This window comes from Marinovum sp. (genome assembly GCF_048263515.1).
GTDB lineage: Bacteria > Pseudomonadota > Alphaproteobacteria > Rhodobacterales > Rhodobacteraceae > Marinovum.
Map to the genome: position 1 here is coordinate 98,956 of NZ_JBLXEC010000013.1, position 22,183 is coordinate 121,138.

At 65.4% G+C, this 22,183-nt stretch carries 24 protein-coding genes and 1 pseudogene; 13 read left to right on the forward strand and 12 right to left on the reverse strand.

The annotated features are described in order from the left end of the window. Nucleotides 1-7: 7 nt before the first annotated feature. From ACN0SE_RS13290 to ACN0SE_RS13305, 4 genes are all read right to left on the reverse strand, one after another. Nucleotides 8-637 carry a hypothetical protein gene (locus ACN0SE_RS13290; RefSeq protein ID WP_417525009.1) on the reverse strand — a complete coding sequence of 210 codons (630 nt, stop codon included), beginning with the start codon at nucleotides 635-637 and terminating at the stop codon, nucleotides 8-10. Between the two features lie 21 nt (nucleotides 638-658). Then, nucleotides 659-793, reverse strand: coding sequence for an aa3-type cytochrome c oxidase subunit IV (locus tag ACN0SE_RS13295; protein ID WP_417525010.1), 135 nt, complete (start codon nucleotides 791-793; stop codon nucleotides 659-661). A gap of 79 nt (nucleotides 794-872) precedes the next feature. Then, nucleotides 873-1,364: a DUF6173 family protein gene (locus ACN0SE_RS13300; RefSeq protein WP_417525011.1), complete on the reverse strand. Its 492-nt coding sequence runs from the start codon at nucleotides 1,362-1,364 to the stop codon at nucleotides 873-875. 12 nt (nucleotides 1,365-1,376) lie between these two features. Continuing rightward, nucleotides 1,377-1,835, reverse strand: coding sequence for an Lrp/AsnC family transcriptional regulator (locus tag ACN0SE_RS13305; RefSeq protein WP_417525012.1), 459 nt, complete (start codon nucleotides 1,833-1,835; stop codon nucleotides 1,377-1,379). 104 nt (nucleotides 1,836-1,939) lie between these two features. On the opposite strand from ACN0SE_RS13305, the gene ACN0SE_RS13310 reads away from it, so the two are divergent. From ACN0SE_RS13310 to ACN0SE_RS13320, 3 genes are all read left to right on the forward strand, one after another. Beyond that, complete coding sequence (locus ACN0SE_RS13310) at nucleotides 1,940-2,158, forward strand: DUF6356 family protein (RefSeq protein ID WP_417525013.1); 219 nt, start codon at nucleotides 1,940-1,942, stop codon at nucleotides 2,156-2,158. A 135-nt stretch (nucleotides 2,159-2,293) separates the two neighbouring features. Beyond that, nucleotides 2,294-4,012 carry a tetratricopeptide repeat protein gene (locus tag ACN0SE_RS13315; RefSeq protein ID WP_417525014.1) on the forward strand — a complete coding sequence of 573 codons (1,719 nt, stop codon included), beginning with the start codon at nucleotides 2,294-2,296 and terminating at the stop codon, nucleotides 4,010-4,012. Beyond that, nucleotides 3,999-4,808, forward strand: a complete 810-nt coding sequence (locus ACN0SE_RS13320) for a 4-(cytidine 5'-diphospho)-2-C-methyl-D-erythritol kinase (RefSeq protein WP_417525015.1) — start codon at nucleotides 3,999-4,001, stop codon at nucleotides 4,806-4,808. Before ACN0SE_RS13315 ends, ACN0SE_RS13320 begins: the two co-directional genes overlap by 14 nt. 289 nt (nucleotides 4,809-5,097) lie before the next feature. Here ACN0SE_RS13320 and ACN0SE_RS13325 read toward each other — a convergent pair whose 3' ends face one another. Further along, on the reverse strand, nucleotides 5,098-6,096 hold the full coding sequence (locus ACN0SE_RS13325; protein WP_417525016.1) for a polyprenyl synthetase family protein: 999 nt from the start codon (nucleotides 6,094-6,096) through the stop codon (nucleotides 5,098-5,100). Between the two features lie 55 nt (nucleotides 6,097-6,151). Between ACN0SE_RS13325 and ACN0SE_RS13330 the strand changes: the two genes are divergently transcribed. The 3 genes from ACN0SE_RS13330 to ACN0SE_RS13340 all read left to right on the forward strand — a co-directional run bounded on the left by ACN0SE_RS13330 (nucleotide 6,152) and on the right by ACN0SE_RS13340 (nucleotide 7,389). After that, nucleotides 6,152-6,364, forward strand: a complete 213-nt coding sequence (locus ACN0SE_RS13330; RefSeq protein WP_048532770.1) for a DUF2007 domain-containing protein — start codon at nucleotides 6,152-6,154, stop codon at nucleotides 6,362-6,364. Then, complete coding sequence (locus ACN0SE_RS13335; protein WP_417525017.1) at nucleotides 6,339-7,124, forward strand: tRNA1(Val) (adenine(37)-N6)-methyltransferase; 786 nt, start codon at nucleotides 6,339-6,341, stop codon at nucleotides 7,122-7,124. The genes ACN0SE_RS13330 and ACN0SE_RS13335 overlap by 26 nt, the downstream gene beginning before the upstream one ends. 91 nt (nucleotides 7,125-7,215) lie before the next feature. Beyond that, the gene (locus tag ACN0SE_RS13340) at nucleotides 7,216-7,389 is read left to right on the forward strand and encodes a YdcH family protein (RefSeq protein WP_417525018.1); all 174 of its coding nucleotides are present in this window, start codon (nucleotides 7,216-7,218) and stop codon (nucleotides 7,387-7,389) included. Nucleotides 7,390-7,586: 197 nt separating this feature from the next. Here ACN0SE_RS13340 and phbB read toward each other — a convergent pair whose 3' ends face one another. From phbB to ACN0SE_RS13355, 3 genes are all read right to left on the reverse strand, one after another. Next, nucleotides 7,587-8,309, reverse strand: a complete 723-nt coding sequence (gene phbB / locus ACN0SE_RS13345) for an acetoacetyl-CoA reductase (RefSeq protein WP_417525019.1) — start codon at nucleotides 8,307-8,309, stop codon at nucleotides 7,587-7,589. 143 nt (nucleotides 8,310-8,452) lie between these two features. Beyond that, nucleotides 8,453-9,628 carry an acetyl-CoA C-acetyltransferase gene (locus ACN0SE_RS13350; protein ID WP_417525020.1) on the reverse strand — a complete coding sequence of 392 codons (1,176 nt, stop codon included), beginning with the start codon at nucleotides 9,626-9,628 and terminating at the stop codon, nucleotides 8,453-8,455. Nucleotides 9,629-9,820: 192 nt separating this feature from the next. Next, nucleotides 9,821-10,657 (reverse strand): EAL domain-containing protein, encoded by an 837-nt coding sequence (locus ACN0SE_RS13355; RefSeq protein ID WP_417525021.1) that lies wholly within the window; start codon nucleotides 10,655-10,657, stop codon nucleotides 9,821-9,823. Nucleotides 10,658-10,744: 87 nt separating this feature from the next. Here ACN0SE_RS13355 and ACN0SE_RS13360 point away from each other — a divergent pair, with 87 nt between their 5' ends. From ACN0SE_RS13360 to ACN0SE_RS13390, 7 genes are all read left to right on the forward strand, one after another. Then, complete coding sequence (locus ACN0SE_RS13360; protein ID WP_417525022.1) at nucleotides 10,745-11,326, forward strand: DNA-3-methyladenine glycosylase I; 582 nt, start codon at nucleotides 10,745-10,747, stop codon at nucleotides 11,324-11,326. A gap of 261 nt (nucleotides 11,327-11,587) precedes the next feature. Beyond that, a complete protein-coding gene (gene rpsD / locus ACN0SE_RS13365) occupies nucleotides 11,588-12,208 on the forward strand; it encodes a 30S ribosomal protein S4 (protein WP_417525023.1) in 621 nt (206 codons plus the stop codon). A gap of 198 nt (nucleotides 12,209-12,406) precedes the next feature. Then, nucleotides 12,407-13,042 (forward strand): VPLPA-CTERM sorting domain-containing protein, encoded by a 636-nt coding sequence (locus ACN0SE_RS13370; protein WP_417525024.1) that lies wholly within the window; start codon nucleotides 12,407-12,409, stop codon nucleotides 13,040-13,042. A gap of 202 nt (nucleotides 13,043-13,244) precedes the next feature. Further along, the gene (locus tag ACN0SE_RS13375; RefSeq protein WP_417525025.1) at nucleotides 13,245-14,663 is read left to right on the forward strand and encodes a homospermidine synthase; all 1,419 of its coding nucleotides are present in this window, start codon (nucleotides 13,245-13,247) and stop codon (nucleotides 14,661-14,663) included. Nucleotides 14,664-15,227: 564 nt separating this feature from the next. Further along, nucleotides 15,228-16,310, forward strand: a complete 1,083-nt coding sequence (gene hisC, locus ACN0SE_RS13380; protein WP_417525026.1) for a histidinol-phosphate transaminase — start codon at nucleotides 15,228-15,230, stop codon at nucleotides 16,308-16,310. Then, nucleotides 16,310-17,269: a prephenate/arogenate dehydrogenase family protein gene (locus ACN0SE_RS13385; protein WP_417525027.1), complete on the forward strand. Its 960-nt coding sequence runs from the start codon at nucleotides 16,310-16,312 to the stop codon at nucleotides 17,267-17,269. Before hisC ends, ACN0SE_RS13385 begins: the two co-directional genes overlap by 1 nt. 41 nt (nucleotides 17,270-17,310) lie before the next feature. Continuing rightward, the gene (locus ACN0SE_RS13390; protein WP_417525028.1) at nucleotides 17,311-18,069 is read left to right on the forward strand and encodes an extensin family protein; all 759 of its coding nucleotides are present in this window, start codon (nucleotides 17,311-17,313) and stop codon (nucleotides 18,067-18,069) included. A 3-nt stretch (nucleotides 18,070-18,072) separates the two neighbouring features. Here ACN0SE_RS13390 and ACN0SE_RS13395 read toward each other — a convergent pair whose 3' ends face one another. The 4 genes and pseudogenes from ACN0SE_RS13395 to ACN0SE_RS13410 form a co-directional block, all read right to left on the reverse strand. Then, the gene (locus ACN0SE_RS13395) at nucleotides 18,073-18,924 is read right to left on the reverse strand and encodes a hypothetical protein (RefSeq protein ID WP_417525029.1); all 852 of its coding nucleotides are present in this window, start codon (nucleotides 18,922-18,924) and stop codon (nucleotides 18,073-18,075) included. A gap of 7 nt (nucleotides 18,925-18,931) precedes the next feature. After that, nucleotides 18,932-19,852 (reverse strand): manganese-dependent inorganic pyrophosphatase, encoded by a 921-nt coding sequence (locus ACN0SE_RS13400; RefSeq protein WP_417525030.1) that lies wholly within the window; start codon nucleotides 19,850-19,852, stop codon nucleotides 18,932-18,934. A gap of 369 nt (nucleotides 19,853-20,221) precedes the next feature. Beyond that, the gene (locus tag ACN0SE_RS13405) at nucleotides 20,222-21,007 is read right to left on the reverse strand and encodes an SseB family protein (RefSeq protein ID WP_417525031.1); all 786 of its coding nucleotides are present in this window, start codon (nucleotides 21,005-21,007) and stop codon (nucleotides 20,222-20,224) included. A 102-nt stretch (nucleotides 21,008-21,109) separates the two neighbouring features. After that, a pseudogene (locus ACN0SE_RS13410) lies at nucleotides 21,110-21,756 on the reverse strand (uracil-DNA glycosylase family protein). Nucleotides 21,757-22,183: the final 427 nt, after the last annotated feature.

Below are 22,183 nucleotides of genomic sequence, written 5' to 3' on the forward strand. Positions count from 1 at the left end.
GCAGAGCCTACTGGCTCTGCTGTGCCTTGACCTTGGCGTCGAACTCGGCAATCGCCTTGGACTTGTCGTCGGCGTCGTTCTCGTAGAGCTTGCGGGTCGTCACGCCGGGCAGGCGGCCGAACTGCTCGCTCAGGTTGACCGGGAAGAACGTCGGCCGGATGCTTTCGAACCCGGGCAGCTGCTTCAGGATCTGCGCGGTGGACTGGGCGCAGAACGCCTGTGACACCGCGCCGTTGTTGATTGCCAGTTGCAGCGCCTTTTCGGCGGTGGCGGCATCGACCTCGACGCGCTGGATGATCACGTGAAAGGTCTCGCGCGCATGGGCACGGGCATAGAAATCCTCGATCCGCGGGGTGATGCCGTAGAGCACGTCACCGCGTTCGGGGATCGCCGAATGCTGAACCGAGCCGGCGGGATCGAAGATCACCCGCTGCGAGCCGTTGATCATCAGGCTGCTATGCGCGCCAGACCCGGTCCGGTTGTTGACCATGGTGTAGAGCGTCAGCGCCGGCGGGCCGTCGTGGCGATAGACCGCGCGGGCCACCGCCTCGAGGCTGTCATTGCGGGACCGGTCCGGCGAGGGCGCACAGCCCGCCAGAAGCGCGAGGCCCAAGAAGGCCGCGATCAGTACTTTCATGGGGCAGGTCCCGCCAGAGCGTCAGGAATTGAAGATCGCGAGGAAGATCAGGATCAGGATCGAGGCAACCGCAACCCGCATCGCCCACTTGATGAAACCGTTGAAGGTTTCTTCCTGAACGGTGATGTCCATCTCGCCGTGCTTGTGATCAGCCATCTGTATTCGTCCTCTGAACTGGTTTGGCCGTGGATGTAGCGGATTCCTTTAGGGGTGTCACGACTTCATCGGCGCGCGATTATGTCGCTTCGGCCGCTTCGGCGGCTGCATCGCGGGTCGCATCCTCGAGCCGCTGCGCCAGCCGGAAGCCGATCCGCCGGGGCGCCTCCTGCTCGACCAGCTTCGGCAGGGCGCGCAGCAACACGCTGAGCTGGCTGACATGCTGGATCAACTGGGTGCGGATGCCTTCGGCGTCGGTGCCGTAGAAGGTGATGATGTCGGGGTCGAAGAACCCCATCCCCTCGATCCGCAGCACCCCGGCCTGCGAGCCGGTGAACCCCATCGCCACCTCGTGGGCATTGTCGAGCTCGGCCTCGAAGTCGCGGATATAGAGCACCAGCCGCTCGTAGGCCCATTCCGCCGGGCTTTTCTGCGCCACCGGCTTGTCGGTGACGCATCCGGCCGGCGTGGCCTCGCCCACGGGCCGATCCTCGGGATAGACCTCGATGCGGCGGGGCAGGGCCGCGGCCTCATAGGCCTCGGCGGTGGTGGAGATGTCATGTTCGTCCATGGGCCCTCGGCTCTAGAGCGGAATTTCGGTGGTGTCCTTGATGTCTTCCATAACAAAGCTGGCAGAGATATCCGAGACCGGCACCATGGCGATCAATTTCTTGTAAAAGGCATCATAAGCCGGCACATCCGCCACCCGCACCCGCAACACATAGTCCAGATCGCCGGTCATGCGATGCGCGCCGATGATTTCCGGCAGGACCCTGACGGCGCGGTCGAATTTCTCCATCCAGTCGGCGTCATGGGCATTGGTGCGCACCATGACAAAGGCCTGCAGCGGACAGCCGGCGCGCACCGGGTCGAGCAGCGCCACCCGCTTGCGAATGACCCCACGCTCTTCGAGATTGCGCATCCGCCGCCAGCAGGCATTGCGCGACAGGCCGGCGGTTTCGGCCAAGGCATCCATGCTCTGGGTGGCGTCCTTCTGGAGGGCGGCGAGGATCTTGAGATCAAATGCGTCGAGACTGTCCATTCATGGGATGATGTCCCGAAGAACGCGGCATGCGCAACCAAAATCGGGATCTCTGCGCAGCGTACCGGCGCTAGATTACCAGCAACGCATCAACGGAGAGTCTCATGTCTGCACCCACCGGTCCCGTCGCCTTCTTCACCGCCCATCCCGCCTCGGTCAACGAAAGCTATTTTCAGCACATGCGCTTTGCCTTCAGCTTTGCCGGCATGCTGTTTCTGGCCGGTGCGGCGGCGCTGGTGCATGCGATCTTTCCGGCGCTTTGCCAGACCACGGCCAGCCGGCTGGTGCGCAAGATGAACGACAGGCTCACGCGGCGGCACTAGGCGCCAAAGGCCCGCGAAAGCCCCCCGATTCCTCACGGTGACGTGAAATTGCCGATCGGGGGTAATCTCGGCCCGCCGCATTGCCTGTTCCCCGACAGCCCTCTAGGTTGTCGGCAAGCCAATGAGGAGCAGCGGGTGAGAGCGAAGAGTTTTGCATGGATCGTGGCATGGGGCCTTGCGCTCGCCACGACGGCGCCGGTGTCGGCGGCAACCCTGTCGGGGGCCTATCTGGCGGCGCGTCAGGCCGGATATCAGACCGATTTCCGCGCAGCGGCGGATTATTACGAAAAAGCCCTGTTCCTCGACCGCGAGAACCCCAGCCTGATCGAGGCGGCGGGTGCTGCCCGGCTGTCGCTGGGCGAGGTGGACCGCGCGATCGACCATGCGCGCCGGCTTGAAGACCTGGGCATACGCTCGCAGCTGGCGCAGATGGCGCTGACCGCCGGCCATGCGCAGGAGGGCCGCTACGGCGACATTCTGGCGATGATCGACGACAGCCGCGGCATCGGGCCGCTGGTCGACGGTCTGCTGGTGGCCTGGGCCAAGCTGGGCCAGGGCGACATGAGCGCCGCGCTGGTGGCTTTTGACGAAGTGGCCGAAGAAAAGGGGCTTGGCAGTTTCGCCGCCTATCACAAGGCACTGGCGCTGGCCTCGGTCGGCGATTTCGAACGTGCCGAAGAGATCATGTCCGACACCAGCGCCGGCGGCGCCCTGCTGACTCGTCGCGGCATCGTGGCGCGCGTCCAGGTGCTGAGCCAGTTGGGCCGCAACGACGAGGCCGCCGAGGTGATGGACGCCAGCTTCAACTCGCGCCTCGACCCCGGCCTCAGCGCGTTGCGCGAGGCGCTGGAAGCCGATGCCGCTATCCCGTTCGACATCGTGGGCTCGCCCAAGGAGGGCATGGCCGAGGTGTTCTACACCATCGCCGGCGCGCTCGAGGGCGAGGCGGGCGATGATTACACCCTGCTCTACACCCAGATCGCCGAATACCTGCGCCCCGGCCATGTGGACGCGATCCTGCTGACCGCGCAGCTGATGGAAGACCTCGGCCGGCACGAGCTGGCAGTGGCGACCTACGACCGGGTGCCGGCGGATCACCCCGCCTATCACGCCGCGGTGCTGGGCAAGACCGACGCGCTGCGCGCCTCTGGCGACATCGGCAATGCCATCGCCGCGCTCGAGGAACTGGCCGAGACCCATGGCGACCTGCCGATCGTGCATGTCTCGCTGGGCGATCTCTATCGCGGCGAGGCCGATTACGACGCCGCCGTCGAAGCCTATGACAAGGCCGTGGCACTCTATGGCGAGCCGGAAAAGGCGCAGTGGTTTGTCTTCTTCGCCCGCGGAATCGCGCATGAGCGGCGCGGCGAGTGGACCGATGCCGAGCGGGATTTCCGCCGCGCGCTCGATCTCAGCCCCGATCAGCCGCAGGTGCTGAACTACCTCGGCTATTCGCTGGTCGAGAAGCGCCAGAAGCTCGACGAAGCGCTGGCGATGATCGAACGGGCGGTCGAGATGCGGCCGAACTCGGGCCATATCGTCGACAGCCTGGGTTGGGTGCTCTATCGCCTTGGCCGCTACGCAGAGGCGGTCGATCACATGGAGCGCGCCGCCGAGCTGATGCCGGTCGATCCCGTGGTCAACGATCACCTCGGCGACGTCTACTGGGCGGTGGGCCGCAAGCTCGAGGCGCGGTTCCAGTGGCACCGCGCGCTGAGCTTTGTCGATGCCGACGATCCCGACGGTGAGGCCGACCCCGAGCGCATCCGCCGCAAGCTAGAGCTGGGTCTCGACAAGGTGCTGGCCGAGGAAGGCGCGCCGCCACTCAAGGTGGTGGAGAATGGCGCCAACTGAGGCCTTCGCGCCGGCCAAGATCAACCTGACGCTGCACGTCACCGGACAGCGCGCCGACGGCTATCACCTGCTCGATTCGCTGGTGGTCTTTGCCGATGTGGGCGACGTGGTGCGGGTGACGCCGGCCTCCGAGATGTTACTGCAGGTGACCGGCCCGCGCGCCTCTGGCGTGCCGGACGACGCGCGCAACCTCTGCTGGAAGGCGGCCGAGGCCTTTGGCGCGCCGGTGGCGATCGAACTGGAAAAACACCTGCCGGCAGCGGCGGGGATCGGCGGCGGTTCTTCCGACGCGGCGGCGGTGCTGCGGGCGATGGAAGCCGCGATGGGCCGGCGGTTCGAGGGCCACGCGCTGGCGCTGGGCGCGGATGTGCCGGTCTGCCGTCTGGCGCGGGCGGCGCGAATGTCGGGGATCGGCGAGATCGTCGAACCGGTGACGGTGCCGGTCCTTCACGCGGTGCTGATCAATCCCGGCGTTGAGGTGCCGACGCCCGCGGTGTTCCGCGGGCTGGCCTCGAAGACCAACGCGCCGATGGACGTGCTGCCCGAGAAGGGGGCGTTTCTTCCCTGGCTGGCGGAGCAGCGCAACGATCTGGAGCCGCCGGCCTTGGTGCAAGCCCCGGTGATCGGCGACGTGCTGAGCGCGCTCTCCGATGCCGGCGCCGCGTTGTCGCGGATGTCAGGCTCCGGCGCGACATGTTTCGGTCTGTTCGAGGATGCTGCGGCGGCGGAGCAGGCGGCCAGGCGGTTGCAGCAAGCGCAGCCCGGCTGGTGGGTTACCGCGGCCCGGTTGAGCTGAGGCGTGTTGCGCTGATTTCAGAGTGCCGCCGGATGGGAATTGATCCGCGGGGCCTCTGCGTCGACTGTTGGGCTTTGAAATTGGTCATGAGGTCCCGGATCAAGTCCGGGACGGCGTTGCCGAGCGCATCACTTTGGTGCAATCCCCCGACGCCGCGCGCATTCCGCCGGATGGACCACCGCGTTTCGGCTGCCCCAAACACATCGCCGCCCCGGACCCCGATCCGGGGCCTCAACGCCAGCTATCGCGCCTTGAGATCAACCCCGAGGCCTCCAACCCCGGGACCCGCTCAATTCACCCGGGCGACCACGTAATCCGCCAGATCATCCAGCAACTCCCGGATCGGGTGCTCCGGCAGACGGGTCAGGGCCGCCCGGGCCTTGCCTGCCCAGGCCAGCGCGTCCTGACGGGCGGCCTCCAGCGTGCCGTGCTTGTTCAGTAGCGCCAGCGCATGCTCGAGGTCGCCTTCATCCTGCTGACCCTTCTCGATGGTGCGCTTCCAGAAGGCGCGCTCTTCGGCGTCGGCCAGAGCCACCGCCTTGATCACCGGCAGGGTCAGCTTGCGTTCGCGGAAATCGTCGCCGATGTTCTTGCCGGTGGCCTCGGAGCCCCAGTAGTCCAGCAGATCGTCGACCATTTGAAAGGCGATCCCCAGCGCATCGCCGAAGTCGAAGAGTGCCTGCACCTCGTCCTCGGGCCGGCCAGCGATCACGCCGCCCACCTCGGTCGCGGCAGAGAACAGCGCGGCGGTCTTGCCGCGGATCACCTGCAGGTAGATGTCTTCGCCGGTGGCCAGGTTCTGCGCCGCGGTCAGCTGCAGCACCTCGCCCTCGGCAATCGTGGCGGCAGCATTCGACAGGATGTCGAGCACCCGCAGATCGCCGGGCTCGACCATCAGCTGGAAGGCACGGGCAAAGAGATAATCGCCGACCAGCACCGAGGACTTGTTGTCCCAGAGCAGATTGGCGGTGGGCCGTCCGCGCCGCTGGGCGCTTTCGTCCACCACGTCGTCATGCAGCAGAGTCGCGGTGTGGATGAATTCCACCGTCGCGGCGAGCTTGACGTGGTCCTCGCCCTCGTAGCCGCACATCCGCGCGCAGGCCAGGGTCAGCATCGGCCTGAGCCGCTTGCCGCCGGCGTCGACCAGATGCGCCGTCACCTCGGGGATGCGCGGCGCGTGCTTCGACGCCATGCGCGCCCGGATGACCTCGCCCACCGCTGCCAGATCCTCGGCCAGGAGCGTCGCCAGACGCTCGTGAGGTTTTGCCACCGCATTGTCCAAGCTCATCACACTCCCGTCACAAGGCTCGACATGCGCGCCACCTTGCCCTTACATCGCCGTCATGGAAGAGCTGCTGCGCACCAACGATATCACCGTCATCGCCTATGCCACCGCCCTGTTGCAGGACGAGGGTATAGAATGGTTTGAATTGGACGTAAATATGAGCGTGCTCGAAGGGTCCATCGGCATCTTGCCGCGTCGGCTGATGGTGCGGCGCGACGAGCTGGCCCGGGCGCGTGTCCTGATGCATGACCATGACATCCGTCTCGACTGAGACCACCGACAACGGCTTTCTGGGCGGCAGGCTGCAGCTGCTGCAACCGCGCCGGGGCTACCGCGCCGGGGTGGACCCGGTGCTGCTGGCCGCCAGCGTCGCCGCACAGCCCGGAGAGGCGGTGCTGGAGTTGGGCTGCGGGGTGGGGACGGCATTGCTCTGCCTTGGGTCTCGTGTGCCCGGGTTGGCGCTGACCGGGGTCGAGCTGCAGCGGGATTATGCCGATCTGGCGCGGGAGAACGCGGCGCGCAACGGGCTGACGGCAGAGGTCTATACCGCCGATCTGGCGGCCCTGCCGGCCGAGCTAAAGGCGCGAAGCTTCGACCAAGTCCTTGCCAATCCACCGTATTTCCTGCGCGACGCCAGCCATGCCAGCGCCGAGCCGGGGCGAGAGACCGGCCGGGGCGAGGGGCTGGCGCTGGCCGAGTGGATCGCCGTGGCGGCCCGGCGGCTGCGGCCCGGCGGCTTTGCCACCTTCATCCAGCGCGCCGAGCGCCTGCCCGAGATGCTGACCGCCTGCGAGGGGCGCCTGGGCGCGCTCGAGGTGCAGCCGCTGGCGCCGCGTATGGGCCGCGCCGCGCGGCTGGTGTTGCTGCGCGGGCGCAAGGCCGGGCGAGCGGATTTTCGCCTGCATGCGCCGCTGGTGCTGCACCGGGGCCGGGCGTATCTGTCGGACGGCGATGACTATGCCCCGGCCATCTCGGCAGTGCTGCGAGACGGGGCGGCTTTGCCCTTTGGTTCGGCAGTTGACGGCGCCTGAGCGGGGCTTTGCAGGCTTTCGCGGTTGCAGCGTGACAGAACCGAAAAAGTGTGCTGCACTGCGAGTCCACACGAACCATAGGAGGATCCTCATGAGCTTGAGTTCGCACCTGCACGAATTGAAGAAGAAGCATCAGGTACTGTCGGACAGGGTCGAGGAAGCCCAGCGCGCGCCCGGCACAGACGACCTCACCATCGCGGACCTCAAAAAGCAGAAGTTGCGACTGAAGGAAGAAATCTCGCGGATTTCGGAGGAAATGCACTGAGACCTCTGGCGGCGGCCCGCATACAGGTGCCGCGCGCCTCGTAGACATGGCTTCGGGGACCGGCCTTGCGCCGGGCCGCGAAACCTTTTGCGGAGGGGCGGGAATCCGCCCCTTTTTGCTGTCCGGAGTTCGGGGCACACATGAAAATGGCCGGTCACGAGGACCGGCCATTTCGCGTTCAGGACACGGGCGTCGGATCAGACGAAGAACTGCGCGCCGTTGGCCGAGATCGTCGAGCCGTTGATGAAGCCAGCGTCGTCTGAGGCGAGGAAGGTCACGCAGCGGGCGATTTCCTCGGGCTCGCCAAGACGGCCTGCGGGGATCTGGCCGATGATCGATTCGCGCACCTTCTCGGGGACGGCCATGACCATCTCGGTGGCGATGTAGCCCGGGCAGATCGCGTTGGCGGTGATGCCGGCACGGGCGCCTTCCTGGGCCAGGGACTTCACGATGCCGAGATCGCCGGCCTTGGTGGCGGCATAGTTCACTTGGGCAAACTGGCCCTTCTGGCCGTTGATCGAGGAGATCACAATGACACGGCCGAACTTGCGCTCGCGCATGCCGGGCCAGATCGGGTGAACGGTGTTGAACACACCGGTCAGGTTGGTGTCGATCACCTCTTTCCACTGCTGCGGGGTCATCTTGTGGAAGGGCGCGTCGCGGGTGATGCCGGCGTTGGCGACCACGATATCGATCGGGCCCACTTCGGATTCGACCTTTTCGATGCCGGCCTTGGATTCGTCGTAGTCGGCGACGTTCCACTTGTAGGTCTTGATGCCGGTTTCCTCGGTGAACTTGGCCGCGGCCTCGTCATTGCCGGCATAGGTGGCAACCACCGTGCAGCCCTGCTCCTTGAGCGCTTTCGAGATCGCCGCGCCAATGCCGCGGGAGCCGCCGGTCACGAGTGCAATTCTTGCCATGATTTTCCTCCAAATCAATATGCGTTGTAATGGTGTTACCGCGTAGGGATGGCTTGCGCAACTTTATTGCGCAGTTCTGGTATCTTGCGGTTTTTCATGAAGAGAGCGGGATGGGCCGGCGCTTGCGCCCCGGCCCTGTCCGATCAGGGGCGTTCGACGCAGAGCGCCACGCCCATGCCGCCGCCGATGCAGAGCGTGGCGAGGCCTTTCTTGGCGTCGCGGCGCTTCATCTCGAACAGCAGGGTGTTGAGAACCCGGGCACCGGAGGCACCGATCGGGTGACCGATGGCAATCGCGCCGCCGTTGACGTTCACGATCGACGGATCCCAGCCCATGTCCTTGTTCACGGCACAGGCCTGGGCGGCAAAGGCTTCGTTGGCTTCGACGAGGTCGAGATCGTCGACCGACCAGCCGGCCTTTTCCAGCGCCTTGCGCGAGGCATAGATCGGGCCGACGCCCATGATCGACGGGTCGAGACCGGCGGTGGCGTAGGACGCGATGCGCGCGAGCGGCTCGATGCCGCGACGCTCGGCCTCATCCGCCGACATCAGCAGGGCGCCGGCAGCGCCGTCGTTCAGGCCCGAGGCGTTGGCCGCGGTGACAGAGCCGTCCCGGGTGAAGGCGGGGCGCAGCTTCTGCATCGATTCGATTGTCGCACCGTGGCGGATGTATTCGTCGTCCTTGACCTCGATCTCGCCCTTGCGGGTCTTGACCACGAAAGGCACGATCTCGTCGGCGAACTTGCCGGCCTTCTGTGCCGCTTCGGCCTTGTTCTGCGAGGCCAGCGCGAATTCGTCCTGCTGGTCACGGCTGATCTGCCATTTCTCGGCCACGTTCTCGGCGGTCTGACCCATGTGATAGCCGTTGAAGGCATCCCAGAGACCGTCGCGGATCATCGTGTCGATGTAGGACATGTCGCCCATCTTCTGGCCCTGGCGCAGGTTGGCGCAATGGGGCGACATCGACATGTTTTCCTGGCCACCGGCGGCAACGATGTTGGCATCGCCGAGCTGGATGTGCTGGGCGGCAAGCGCCACGGCGCGCAGACCCGAGCCACAGACCTGGTTGATGCCCCAAGCGGCGGATTCCTGCGGGAAACCGGCGTTGATATGCGCCTGGCGTGCCGGGTTCTGGCCCTGGCCCGCGGTCAGAACCTGGCCGAGGATGGTCTCGTTCACTTCGGATTTGTCGATGCTGGCACGTTCCACGAGCGCTTGGAGCATGGTGGCCCCGAGGTCATGCGCGGGTGTGTTGGCAAACGAGCCCAGAAAAGACCCGACAGGGGTCCGGGCGGCCGAGGCGATAACGACATTGGTCATGATTTCTTCCTTCACCGTTTGTGGCGCAGGGACGATATCAGGACCTCATCTTGCGGCCCGATATCCCCCCGCCGCTCGAGAAGATGCCATAGCGTAAGCCCGGCCTTGCCACAACAGTTCCTGTACCCCACGGCATGCATGACGGTCCTGCGTTTCGCGCCTGCGCGCAAATGCGGCATCGGCGCCTGAATCTCAGGCACTGGCCCGGGTCTGGTGATCCTCGAGCCAGCCCGGAGAGACCGTCGGCGCGCCGAAGAAATAGCCCTGCAGGCAATCGACGCCCATGGCCGTAAGTACCGAGACATCCTCGGCATTTTCGACATTCTCGGCGACGGTGAACATGTCGAACTGCTGGGCGATCGACAGGATCGCCTGGGTCAGCACCTGGTTGTCGGGGTCGCGGTGGATATCGCGGATGAACTGGCCGTCGATTTTCAGGATGTCGAACTGAAATTGCTTAAAATGTCGCAGGGCCGTCAGCCCCGCACCGAAGTCATCGAGGGCGAAGGCAATGCCGCATTTCTGCAGATCCGACATGAAGCCCACGACGATTTCCGGCACCAGCATGGCCGAGCCTTCCGAGATCTCGAGAATCAGCCGCTCGCCCACGGTCGGATCGGCCTTGAGCCCCCGCTCCAGCGTGCGCATCCAGGGACGATAGCCGATCGAGCGGGCCGACATGTTGATCGCCAGCCGCAGCGAGGGCGTGCGCGTCAGCGCCTGCAGCCCCTTTTCCAGCGCCAGCCGGTCGATCTGCCGGCCGGTTTCCGTATCCTCGATGGTGGTGATGAAATCGGCGGCGGGAATCACCCGGCCGGTCTCATCCAGCACCCGGATCAGCCCCTCGTAGAAGGCCATGCGGTCGGGGCGGCGGGCCTGCACCACCGGCTGATAGGCCAGCATCACCTGCTTGTGGCTGACAGCATCCTCGACCATCCGCAGGGTATCCCGGTCCCGCAGCCTCACGGCCTCGGCCAGGGCATTCCTGCCCTCCTTGCGCGCCTGCTCTCGCATCCCGTGCCCTTTCATCGATGACCCTCCGTTGCGGTCGCGCCCAATCTGCGCCACAAGGTTTAACCTCGGGTTTATGTCGCCGAGAAAACTCAGGGAGGGCGCATGGGAGAGGCCGATTGCGGGCGCTGTGGCTGGGCCGGGCCTGAGCCGATCTACATCGCCTATCACGACACCGAATGGGGTGTGCCGGAGTATGATCCCCGCGCGCTCTGGGAAAAGCTGATCCTCGACGGGTTTCAGGCCGGGCTGAGCTGGATCACCATCCTGAAAAAGCGCGAAGCCTTTCGCGCCGCCTTTGCCGGGTTCGATCCCGAGGTCATTGCCGGTTGGGGCGAGGCCGAGGTGACGCGGCTAATGGCCGATCCCGGCATCGTGCGCCACCGCGGCAAGATCGAGGCGACGATCACCAATGCGCGGGCCTATTGCGAGCTGGGGCAGGGGTTCCACGATTTTCTCTGGCGCTACGTCGACGGCCGGCCCTTGCAGAACACTTTTGTTACCGATGCCGAAGTGCCGCCTTTCACGCCGCTCTCGGTCCAAGTGTCCAAGGACCTCAAGAAGGCGGGCTTCCGGTTCTGCGGTCCGACGATCACCTATGCCTTCATGGAGGCCTGCGGGCTGGTCAACGATCACCTGCTGGGCTGCCCCCGCCATGCCGCCTGTGCCGCATTGGCGCGGGACTGAGCGCGGGGTGCAGGAAACGCCCGGCGGCTGTTGACTCTGTCAGGGGCTGGTGTATACGCGCGGCTTCATTGGTGTTGGTGGCCCCCGCAAGGGGATGCCTGTCGAAGCCTCGGCTTAGAGGACAACGCCCTTTGCAGATGGCACGAGGCCCAGTTTCAGGCCGGTCCACACTGCGGGTCTCGCGGCGACGCGATTTGGGCCCGAAGCGTGGAAACCGGTTTTCGGAACCAAGCCGAGAAGCCAATATAAAGGAGATCAGCCGTGACAAAACGCACGTCTGCCAAGTACAAAATTGACCGCCGCATGGGCGAAAACATCTGGGGCCGTCCGAAATCCCCGGTGAATCGCCGTGAATACGGCCCCGGCCAGCACGGCCAGCGCCGCAAGGGCAAGCTGTCGGACTTCGGTCTGCAGCTGCGCGCCAAGCAGAAGCTGAAAGGCTACTACGGCGACCTGACCGAAAAGCAATTCCGCCGCATCTTCCGCGAAGCAGAGCGGGTGAAGGGCGACACCGGTGAGAACCTGATCGGCCTGCTCGAGCGCCGTCTCGACGCCGTGGTCTACCGCGCCAAATTCGTGCCGACCATGTTCGCCGCCCGTCAGTTCGTGAACCACGGCCACGTGACCGTGAACGGCCAGCGCGTCAACATCCCCTCCTACCGTGTGAAAGAGGGTGACGTGATCGAAGTTCGCGAGAAGTCCAAGCAGATGGCCGCGATCCTCGAAGCCACCCAGCTGGCCGAGCGTGACGTGCCCGATTACATCGACACCGACCACTCCAAGCTGACCGCGACCTTCGTGCGCGCACCCGGTCTGGGCGACGTACCCTATCCGGTGGTGATGGAACCGAATCTCGTCATCGAATATTACGCTCAGAACTAAACCTGTTAGTGCGCCTTGCAATTTAAAGATGTCGCGCCCCTGCATGGGGGCGCGTTTTTCTTATTAGAAATCAATGGTCTTCATTAAGGATATTGTAAAGGTTCCGATTTTCGGTTAATAATTAATCATTGCAAAACGATTATCGCCCTATTGAGGGAACTCGAACCTTGATTTGGCCGATTAGGCGGGATTTGAAGTATGGGTTTCAATTTGCAAAAGACGCTGTCGGCGCTGGTCGTTGCCGCGATCACCGTACTCACATCCTCGGCTGCGAGTGCTGTTACGGTCAATTTTGGAACCTTCGTGACAGGCGATAACCTAGGCAATACAACGCTTGCAACGCTTGATGCCGTCCAGAACGGAACCAATGTCGATTTCACGCTGAATGCGACGTTCAATGCGCAGCCGACCAGTTATGTCGACTACCTGCGTCTGAACTATACTGGTGCTCTCCCGTCGATATCGGCGTCAAATGTCAGTGGCGTCAGTTATAACAGTTTTTCGGTCGGGACCGCAAACGACGCGAGTTTACCCTTCAATATCAAAGTCGACTGGCCAAATTCGAATGCTGGCGGTTCTGGCGCGTCAAGATTGAACCCTGGCGAATTGTCGAGTTTTACCATCTCGAATGTCTCGCTCGGACTCTTTGATTTCGGGACAAGCAAATCGTTGATTCATGTCAACGGCTTGGCCGGTGGGGGATCGACGAAATACACCGGCGCGATATCCACCGGCACGATCGTTTCGCCGGTCCCGGTTCCAGCGTCGTTGCCGCTCCTGCTCGGTGGCCTTGGAATATTTGCTGGGATGAGGTGGCGTCGGCGCAATAGCTGACCGATTTCCCAGACTTTCGATAGCCGGGGCCGCATGTGAGATGCGGCCCTTTTGCCGTTTGCAAAGGGATCTCACGCCAGAACGGTATTTGGTGGGCAGCCTCCCGTGGGGCAGTGTGGACCGGACTCCGCCCCGGCGGGCAGCGGTTTGCATTCGCTATTAACTTCGATATTCAGGAGGCGACTGCACAAGGAGCACCGACATGGCCGAACACTCTGTCTACGGCCGGATCGACGGCCCCATCGTGATGATCGGCTTCGGCTCGATCGGCAAAGGCACCTGGCCGCTGATCGAACGGCATTTCGAATATGACGCCGATCAGTTCGTGGTGATCGAGCCCGACGCCGGCCATCACAACTTCCTGCGCCAGCACAAGCTGAACTTCATCGACACCGCCCTGACGCCCGAGAACTTTCGCGAGGTGCTGGGCGGGCTGTTTCCCGACGGCAAGGGTTTCTGTGTGAACCTCAGCGTCGATACCTCGTCGCTCGACATCATGAAGCTCTGCCGCGAGCTGGGGGTTCTGTACATTGATACGGTGGTCGAGCCCTGGGCCGGCTATTACTTCGACACCGAGGACAATGCCGCGCGAACAAACTACGCGCTGCGCCAGGAGGTTCGCGACGAGAAGGCGGCCAATCCGGGCGGGCCGACCGCCGTGTCCTGCTGTGGCGCCAACCCTGGCATGGTGAGCTGGTTCGTCAAGGAGGCGTTGCTGACCCTGGCCCGCGACACCGGACGCGAGGTCGCAGCGCCGGCGGACCGCGAGGGCTGGGCGAAGCTGATGCAATCGCTGGGCGTCAAGGGTGTGCATATCGCCGAGCGCGATACGCAAGCCCGCCGCACGCCGCGGCCGCGTGGGGTCTTCGTCAACACATGGTCGGTCGAGGGTTTCATCGCCGAGGGCTTTCAGCCCGCCGAACTGGGCTGGGGCACCCATGAGACCTGGTTCCCCGAGAATGCCCACCGTCAGGAGACCGGCTGCAAATCCGCGATCTGGCTGGAGCGCCCCGGCGCGATCACCCGGGTGCACACATGGTGCCCGACGCCCGGGCCCCAGTTCGGCTTTCTGGTGACCCATAACGAGGCGGTCTCGATCAGCGATTACTACACCGTGGGCGAGGGGCATGACCCCGAGTTCCGTCCGACCTGCCATTACGCCTATCACCCCGCCGATGACGCGGTGCTGTCGCTGCACGAAATGTTCGGTTCCGGCCAGCAGCAGAAGAAGCACCACATCCTGACCGAGGATGAGATCGTCGAGGGGATCGACGAACTGGGCGTGCTGCTCTTTGGTCACGAGAAGAACGCGCTGTGGTACGGCTCGCGGCTGTCGAACGAGGAGACGCGGGATCTCGCGCCCTATCAGAACGCCACCGGGATGCAGGTGACCTCGGCGGTGCTGGCGGGGATGGTCTGGGCGCTGGAGAACCCGCAAGCCGGGATCGTCGAGACTGACGAGATGGACCACGCGCGCTGTCTCGAGGTGCAGCGGCCGTATCTCGGGCCGGTCGAGGCGCATTACACCGACTGGACGCCGCTCAAGGACCGCTGGGAGCATTTCCCCGAGGATATCGACGAGAGCGACCCGTGGCTGTTCCGGAACGTGCTGGCGAGCTGAGGTTTCCTTCGGCTTGGGTGACGTGACCGGCTTGCCCTGGGTCTGGTGACACCGGTCGCGCCATGCCCGGCCCGGAAACAAGGTCGAAGGCTGCCGGGCCAGCGGCTGCCCGCCCCACCGGGCTGCCGCTTTGGCTGGACTTGGTGCGTCGCTCGGAAGTCTTCCGGATCTGGCCGGGATAAAGCGCTTCAGAACTACGGCTGGCATCGGCATCCCGCGGGCAGCCACTTGCCAGGCTCACGTGAGCGGTGGCGACAAACGGTCGCGCCATACCCGGCCCGGAATCAAGGCCGAAGGCCGCCGGGCCAGCGGCTGCCCGCCCCACCGGGCTGCCGCTTTGGCTGGGCTTGGTGCGTCGCTCGGAGGTTTTCCGGATCTGGCTGGGAAAAAGCGCTACAGCACTACGGCTGGCATCGGCATCCCGCGGGCAGCCGCTGGCCCGGCTCACGTTGGCGGTGGTGACAACCGTCGAGCATTGCCTTGCCCGGCTCTTCCCTCCCGCCATCCAGCACCTTCCCTTGCCCGGCGGAGCGCTCTATGAGGTTTCCCGGAAAGGAGCCCCACATGACGCTGTTCTCCCCGCAACCCGGGATCATGGAGATCGCCCTCTACGAAGGCGGGAAATCGAAGATCGCCGGGCGTGACGACGTGCTCAAGCTGTCGTCCAACGAAAACCCCCTCGGCGTGCCCCCGAGCGCGCAGGAGGCGATCGTCAAGGCGGCGTCGCAGGTGCATCTCTATCCCTCCACCGACCATGCCGCCCTGAGGCAGGCGATCGGCGAAGTGCACGGGCTCGATCCGCAGCGGATCATCTGCGGTGTGGGCTCGGACGAGGTGCTGCAGTTCGTCACCACCGGCTTTGCCGGGCCGGGGGACGAGATCATCCACACCGAACACGGCTTCTCGATGTACCCGGTGCTGACCCACATGGCCGGCGCTACCCCGGTCTGCGTGCCGGAGACCCAGCGGCGCGTCGATGTCGACGCCATCCTCGGCGCCGTGACCGAGCGCACGAAGATCGTCCTGCTCACCAACCCCGGCAACCCCACCGGCACGCGGCTCTCCGACGACGAGCTCACCCGCTTGGCTGATGGATTGCCGACCGAGGTCATTCTGGTGATCGACGCGGCCTATGCGGAATACGCCGAGGGCTACGACGGCGGTGCAGCGCTGGCGACCGAGCGGCCCAACGTGCTGATGACCCGGACCTTCTCCAAGATCTACGGGCTGGGCGGGCTGCGCGTCGGCTGGGGCTACGGCCCGCAGGAGATCATCGACGTGCTGCGCCGGTTGCGCCAGCCCTTCAACCTGTCGGAACTGCAGATGGCTGCCGCCGAGGCCGCCATCCGCGACGCCGACTGGCTGCGCGACTGCGTGGCCCTGAACCGTGACCAGCGCGCGCGCCTCACCGGAGCGCTGCGGCAGATGGGGATCGGCTGCGACGACAGCGACACCAACTTCGTGCTTGCCCGTTTTGCCGATGCCGAAGAGGCCGGGGCCGCCGATCAGGCGCTGCAATCCGAGGGCATTCTGGTGCGGCGGGTCACCGGCTACGGCTTTCCCGAGGGGCTGCGGATCACCGTCGGTGACGCCGATCAAACCGGCCGGGTGATCGCCGCGCTGACGCGCTGGCGGGAGGGCTCCTGATGGCGCAGCTCTATGACAAGGTGGCGCTGATCGGCCTCGGCCTCATCGCCTCGTCCATGGCCCATGCCATGCGGCGCGGCGGCGTCGCAGGCGAGATCAGCGGCTACGCCCGCTCCGAGGCCACGCGCGACACCGCCCGCCGCATCGGCCTTTGCGATACGGTCTGCGACAGCGCCGAGGCGGCGGTCGAGGGCGCTGACCTGATCGTGCTCGCGGTGCCGGTGGGCGCCATGGGCCCGGTGGCCGCAGCCATTGCGCCGCATCTGAAGCCCGGCGCGACGGTGATCGACGTCGGCTCGGTCAAGGCCGCGGTGGTCGAGGCAGTCAGCCCGCATATCCCCGACGGCGTGCATTTCGTGCCCAGCCACCCGATGGCCGGCACCGAGCATTCCGGGCCTGAGGCGGGCTTTGCCTCGCTCTTCGACAACCGCTGGACGCTGATAGTGCCGCCGGAAGGCGCCGACATGGCCGCGGTTGAAAAGGTCGAGGCCTATTGGCAGGCGCTCGGCGCCAATTGCGAGCGCATGGAGGTCGAACACCACGACCTCGTCTGTGCCGTGGTCAGCCACATTCCGCACCTCATCGCCTATACGATGGTGGGCGTGGCCGATGACCTCTCCCGTGTCTCCGACCAGGAAGTCATCAAGTTCTCGGCCGCGGGTTTCCGCGATTTCACCCGGATTGCCGCCTCGGACCCCACGATGTGGCGCGATGTCTTCCTGACCAACAAGCAGGCCACGCTCGAAATGCTTGGCCGCTTCACCGAAGAGCTCTTTGCCCTGCAGCGCGCGATTCGCACCGGCGACGGTGAGGAATTGTTCGATTATTTCACCCGGACGCGGGCGATCCGCCGTGGTATCATTCAGGCGGGTCAGGACACCGACGCGCCCGACTTCGGTCGCGCGAAAGAGCATGATCCGGCCAGACCGCAAGACGGTACGAAGACGCAAGACATGTAAGGTAACGAGGGACAGCGATGCGGGATCAGGCGATGCGGTGCATGAGAAGACGGCTTTTGCCCGTCGTGGCGGCAGGCTTCCTGGCCAGCGCCGCCGGGGCCGCAGCGCCCGACGTCAGCCCGCGGCCGATGGCGCGCTCGGTGGGCTTCTTCCTGTCGACCATGTCGCCGAAACAGCTGCTGCCCCCTTTGCCGTCGCGCCTGCTGCGCTCGCCGCGCCCCACGCTTCGGCCCAAGGGCTTTCTGCAAAAAGCGATGGCCCAGCGGGAAAAGCCGCGCGGGTTGCTCTGCGGGTTGCCGGGTGTCGAGGGTGAGGAGATCGGGCGGATCTCCGGTCGTATCGCCGGCTGCGGCACCGAACGCGCGGTCCGGGTCACCGCGGTGTCCGGCGTGCGGCTGAGCCAGCAGGCGGTGATGACCTGCGGCACCGCCAAGGCGCTGCAGACCTGGGTCGATGGCGGCCTGCGCCCGGCGGTGGGCAAGATCGGCGGCGGCGTGGCCGGGTTGCGCGTCGCGGCGCATTACGCCTGCCGCACCCGCAACAATCGCCCCGGTGCAGCGATCAGCGAACACGGCAAGGGCAAGGCGATCGACATCTCCGAGATCTTCCTCGTCAACGGCGACACGCTCAACGTGCTGCGCGACTGGAACCGCGGCGCCAAGGGCCGTGCCCTGCGGCAGGCGCATAAGGCCGCCTGCGGCACCTTCGGCACGACGCTGGGGCCGGGGTCGGACGGCTATCACGAGGATCATTTCCACTACGACACCCTGCGCCATCGCGGCGGGGCCTACTGCCGCTGACGGTCAGGTAAGCGCTGTCCAGCAGGTCAGCAGCCTGTCGCGCTGCGCCTCGGTCCGCTGCGCCACGGCGAGGCGGCCAATCGGAGCCGCGAGGTCCGCGCCCTCGGCCCAGCTTGTCAGCAATTGCGCCAGCGCCGCCGTGCGCATGAACTCCGCATCCGGCATGGCGATGCCCGAACTGACCTTGCGGTCCTTCCTGCGGTGTGCGGCCGGCGGGCGTTTGTCGAGGGCGCTGGCATAGACCTTCTGGGCCAGTTCGGCGATCTCGGCGCGCGAGGCGTCTGCCGCGTGGCGGCCGGAGATCAGGGCGAAGGCCAGGCACCGCATGACATTGGCCGAACTGCGGTAGAAGCCGCCGGGCAGGGATGTGGCGAGGTGGTCGCGGCAATTGGCCTGCGCCTCCTCGACCAGATCGGCAACCAGCGCCCGATCCCGGGTCATCAGCGCGGCGTTCAGCGCGACGTAGAGCCGGGAAAAGCCGACGTGGCAGCGGTCCTGCCGAATATCATCACTGGCGGAAAAACTCGCGATCTCGTCGCGCAGCGCCAGCAGCGGCGCCATGCCGTCGCTCAGCCGGTCCGCGTCGCCCAGTTCCAGCGCCTTGTGGGTTCTGGCGATCCGGGCATTGGCGCGGTGATGCGCGGCGATGTCGGGCAGCGCCGCGATCTGGTCGAAAAGGGCGATCTGCTCTTCAAGGGCGGCAGGCCGCGCCCGGGCGGAATAGAGCACCGAGGCGACGGCCCTGTTGCGGCGCGGCAGCGACAGCGCGCGCAACTGGTCAAGGGCCTGTTCGACCGACAGCGCGGTGAAATCCGGCAAGGATGCCGCGCGACCGCCGAAACCGAACAGGCCCATCGTTGGATCAGACCTTGAGGTTCGGGATGATCTGTTTCTTGCGGCTGACAACGCCCGGCAGGACCAGCGTGTCACCGGTGGCCTCGGCGCCAAAGCTCTTGGCGGCGACACTCTTGACCAGATCGTTCGGCACCAGCAGCGTCGATTCCTCGTTCAGGATGTCGACGACAAAGAGCAGCACCTGATCGACGCCGTCTTCCTTTGCAACGTCTTCCATCGAGGTCATCAGGCTGTCCTTGCGGTCCAGCACGATCCGGGGCGAGGTGGTTTCCAGCACCGAAACGCGGAACTTGGTGTCGCCGACGCCGTATTCCTTGCTGTCCATCCGCAGAAGTTCCGCGTCAGAGAAGGCCGACACGTCGGATTTCGCCGCGAACATCTTTTCCGCCAGATCGGCGATGTCGACGCCGAGATCCTTGGCCAGGGCTTCGGCGATGGCGCGGTCTTCCTGGGTGGTGGTGGGCGAGCGGAATTCCAGCGTGTCGGACAGGATGCACGACAGCATCGCGCCCTTGATCGCCTTGGGCGCCTGGGCGAGATCGTCACCGATCATCTTGTACATCAGGGTGGCGGTGCAGGCGAGCGGCTCGATCCGGATGTCGATCGGACCCTTGGTTTCCAGCCCGCCGACCAGCTTGTGGTGGTCGATGATCGCCTGGATGTCGGCGTCATTGATGCCCTCGGGCAGTTCGGCCGGGTTGTTGGTGTCGACGATGACGACCGGCGCATCGGCGTCGACCCCCGAAATGATCTCGGGCTTGTCGAGACCCCAGTGCTGCAGCACGAAGGCCGCTTCGGTGTTGGGCTCGCCCAGCAGCTTGGGCGCGGCCGGGGTGCCCTTGATCTCGGAGAGGTACCAGGCCCAGACGATGGGCGCGCCGGTGGAATCGGTGTCGGGGGATTTGTGGCCGAAAACCTGGATGGTCATGAATGTCGTCCTCGGGAAAATGGGAGATTGAGCGCCTTATAGGCGGGAGAAATTGCGATGTCACGCGGGCAGGTAGGGGTGCGGCTTTACGTGCAGGGGGAGGCTCGGGATCACTTATGGTACAAGCCGCGCCATCTCAGCCCCGCGGGGCGGCGATCCGACGATTGTTTGGCAGTACTTCATCTCAGTCGAGTCCGAGACTGACCAGATCGATGCGCTGTCCTCACCCAATCGCAGCCCGTCACGCCAAAGGCGTTCCAACTATCATCGGCGCACCTTTGGTGCGACGGGGCGGGTCTGCGATGGCGCGGCGGCCTGCGGCCTTGATTCCGCGCCCGGGCGAGGTGCTTTGACGAAGGGCCAATAGCCTCACCGCAAGATCGGCGGCTTGTCCGGATCGCTCCCCGGCGCCTTGCGCACCTCAGCCTCCGGCGGCTGCGGCAGATCAAACCGCAACCCGTGCCGGGCCAATGTCGCCGCCATCGCATCCGATGCGCCAAAGAACCCCACGTCCAGCGCCGCCGCCTCCAGCCCGGAAAACGTCAGCGCCTCGTTGATCGCCCGTGCCAGCGCCGGCTCGGCCCCCGGTGCCGCATCGACAAAGCCCAGCAGATGCCCGCGCGCGCCGCCCTCGTAGGTCACCCCCGCGAGATAGGCGAAGCGCGCCAGCCCTGCGGCCCCCGCCAGTTTGGCATCCAGCGCGGTCAGCAGGACATCCGGCAGCCCCGCCGGCGCCTGCACCGTCTCGATCCGCGCCTCGGCCTCGGCCGGCCCGTCAGACAGGGTCTCGGCCAGCCAGTCCACCGCTTCCGGCGGGATCAGGATCTGCGACGGCGCAACCTCGGGGTTCACCGCCAGCCCGATGCCCTGACCGGCCAGCATCCCGGCAATCGCCCGGCCCGACAGCGCCACATAAGGAGAGATCCGCCCTGTGAACTGCGCCAACCGTTCCTCGCGGTCAAACACCAGCACAAAGCGTGCATCGGCAACGTCGAAAAGCTCGGGCTCGATGGCCTCGCCCTCGGGGTCCTTGGCCAAGAGCAGGAACATCTCGCCATCGGCCAGACGCTCGTAGAACCGCAGGCGCGCGGCCTCGTCCTCCGGCGCGGCCTCCATCGCGGCATGGGCGGCATCAAGCGGCGTGAGTTCGGTCATCTGGGCATCTCCTTGCGCGCGTCTCATGACATGTGGGCGTCACGGCCCCCGCGGTAGAACGCCCCGCGCCCTGAGGCAAGGGCCGACCCCGGGGTTTCCGCCTCAGTCGGCCAGCACTGCGCGCACCCGGCACTGAAGCTCCGGCACCAGCTCGGCCTCGAACCAGGGGTTCTTCTTCAGCCAGGCGGTGTTGCGCCAGGACGGATGCGGCAGTGGCAGCACGCCCTCGGGGGCATTGCGCCAATCCCTGACCACTTCGGTCACCGACCGCCGATCCTCCAGATGCCACTTCTGCGCATGACCGCCCACCACCAGCTTGAGACGCAGGTTCGGCATGCGCGGTCATGCCAGGTCTGCGCGCAGAGCGGCGGCGGCGGCAGATCGCTGCCCTTGGCGTCATAGCCCGGGAAGCAGAAGGCGTTCGGCAGGATGGCGATGCGGCTGCGATCATAGAAGGTGTCCTTGTCCACCCCCAGCCAGTCGCGCAGCCGGTCACCCGAGCGATCCCAGAACGGCATCCCGGCCTCATGCACCCGCAGCCCCGGCGCCTGGCTGGCAATCAGCAGCCGGGCTTCAGGGGCAAACCAGACCACCGGCCTCGGCGCATGGCCGGTCCTGGTCGCGGCAAAGCGCTCGGCGCAAAGCCGGCAGGCGGAGATCGAGGCTTGGAGGTCGGTCATCCGGGATAAATAGGTGGGGCGCGGCCCGGCGCAAGTTTGCTGGGCGGGAAGGGGGGAGGGAGGGCTCATATATAGGAGGGGCGGAAGACCCTTATATAGAGTGGGGTCGCGCGGTGCGGATCCGATTGTCTCGTTCCTGACCGGGAGCCGCAGATTTGTCGTCAGTAAATCCGGCGCACTGAACTGAGGCCCGGAGCCAAATTTCGAGCTGTCTCTCCCCAGGGCGACTCGGGTTTGTCCCGGGTGACTCGGTATCGGCTCTCTTTCGGGGGCCGTTTTCGAGTCGGGTGGGGCGATTCACTGGTGGCGGAGCGGGGATCTCGCGGGGAACTCTGCATAAGCCTGTGGGTAAGCTTGTGGATGGGCGGTTCGAGTCGGAATTCGGATGTTTGAGTCGGGCGGGGGAGGGGCGGAAATGGGCGTGTCTGAAGAAACATGCCGAAAAATTCATCACCTAAGTATCTGGTATCTAGTAACTTTCATGTCTTTCTCGCAA

Excerpts from the sequence above, each read along its gene's own strand:
- ACN0SE_RS13325 (WP_417525016.1), bottom strand. The coding sequence starts at position 6,096 with ATGAGCTTGGACAATGCGGTGGCAAAACCTCACGAGCGTCTGGCGACG.
- ACN0SE_RS13340 (WP_417525018.1), top strand. The coding sequence starts at position 7,216 with ATGAGCTTGAGTTCGCACCTGCACGAATTGAAGAAGAAGCATCAGGTA.
- ACN0SE_RS13370 (WP_417525024.1), top strand. The coding sequence starts at position 12,407 with ATGGGTTTCAATTTGCAAAAGACGCTGTCGGCGCTGGTCGTTGCCGCG.
- ACN0SE_RS13330 (WP_048532770.1), top strand. The coding sequence starts at position 6,152 with ATGGAAGAGCTGCTGCGCACCAACGATATCACCGTCATCGCCTATGCC.
- phbB (WP_417525019.1), bottom strand. The coding sequence starts at position 8,309 with ATGGCAAGAATTGCACTCGTGACCGGCGGCTCCCGCGGCATTGGCGCG.
- ACN0SE_RS13395 (WP_417525029.1), bottom strand. The coding sequence starts at position 18,924 with ATGGGCCTGTTCGGTTTCGGCGGTCGCGCGGCATCCTTGCCGGATTTC.
- hisC (WP_417525026.1), top strand. The coding sequence starts at position 15,228 with ATGACGCTGTTCTCCCCGCAACCCGGGATCATGGAGATCGCCCTCTAC.
- ACN0SE_RS13385 (WP_417525027.1), top strand. The coding sequence starts at position 16,310 with ATGGCGCAGCTCTATGACAAGGTGGCGCTGATCGGCCTCGGCCTCATC.
- ACN0SE_RS13405 (WP_417525031.1), bottom strand. The coding sequence starts at position 21,007 with ATGACCGAACTCACGCCGCTTGATGCCGCCCATGCCGCGATGGAGGCC.
- ACN0SE_RS13375 (WP_417525025.1), top strand. The coding sequence starts at position 13,245 with ATGGCCGAACACTCTGTCTACGGCCGGATCGACGGCCCCATCGTGATG.
- ACN0SE_RS13320 (WP_417525015.1), top strand. The coding sequence starts at position 3,999 with ATGGCGCCAACTGAGGCCTTCGCGCCGGCCAAGATCAACCTGACGCTG.
- ACN0SE_RS13305 (WP_417525012.1), bottom strand. The coding sequence starts at position 1,835 with ATGGACAGTCTCGACGCATTTGATCTCAAGATCCTCGCCGCCCTCCAG.
- ACN0SE_RS13335 (WP_417525017.1), top strand. The coding sequence starts at position 6,339 with ATGACCATGACATCCGTCTCGACTGAGACCACCGACAACGGCTTTCTG.
- ACN0SE_RS13310 (WP_417525013.1), top strand. The coding sequence starts at position 1,940 with ATGTCTGCACCCACCGGTCCCGTCGCCTTCTTCACCGCCCATCCCGCC.
- ACN0SE_RS13390 (WP_417525028.1), top strand. The coding sequence starts at position 17,311 with ATGAGAAGACGGCTTTTGCCCGTCGTGGCGGCAGGCTTCCTGGCCAGC.
- ACN0SE_RS13300 (WP_417525011.1), bottom strand. The coding sequence starts at position 1,364 with ATGGACGAACATGACATCTCCACCACCGCCGAGGCCTATGAGGCCGCG.
- ACN0SE_RS13400 (WP_417525030.1), bottom strand. The coding sequence starts at position 19,852 with ATGACCATCCAGGTTTTCGGCCACAAATCCCCCGACACCGATTCCACC.
- ACN0SE_RS13360 (WP_417525022.1), top strand. The coding sequence starts at position 10,745 with ATGGGAGAGGCCGATTGCGGGCGCTGTGGCTGGGCCGGGCCTGAGCCG.
- ACN0SE_RS13350 (WP_417525020.1), bottom strand. The coding sequence starts at position 9,628 with ATGACCAATGTCGTTATCGCCTCGGCCGCCCGGACCCCTGTCGGGTCT.
- ACN0SE_RS13290 (WP_417525009.1), bottom strand. The coding sequence starts at position 637 with ATGAAAGTACTGATCGCGGCCTTCTTGGGCCTCGCGCTTCTGGCGGGC.
- ACN0SE_RS13295 (WP_417525010.1), bottom strand. The coding sequence starts at position 793 with ATGGCTGATCACAAGCACGGCGAGATGGACATCACCGTTCAGGAAGAA.
- ACN0SE_RS13355 (WP_417525021.1), bottom strand. The coding sequence starts at position 10,657 with ATGAAAGGGCACGGGATGCGAGAGCAGGCGCGCAAGGAGGGCAGGAAT.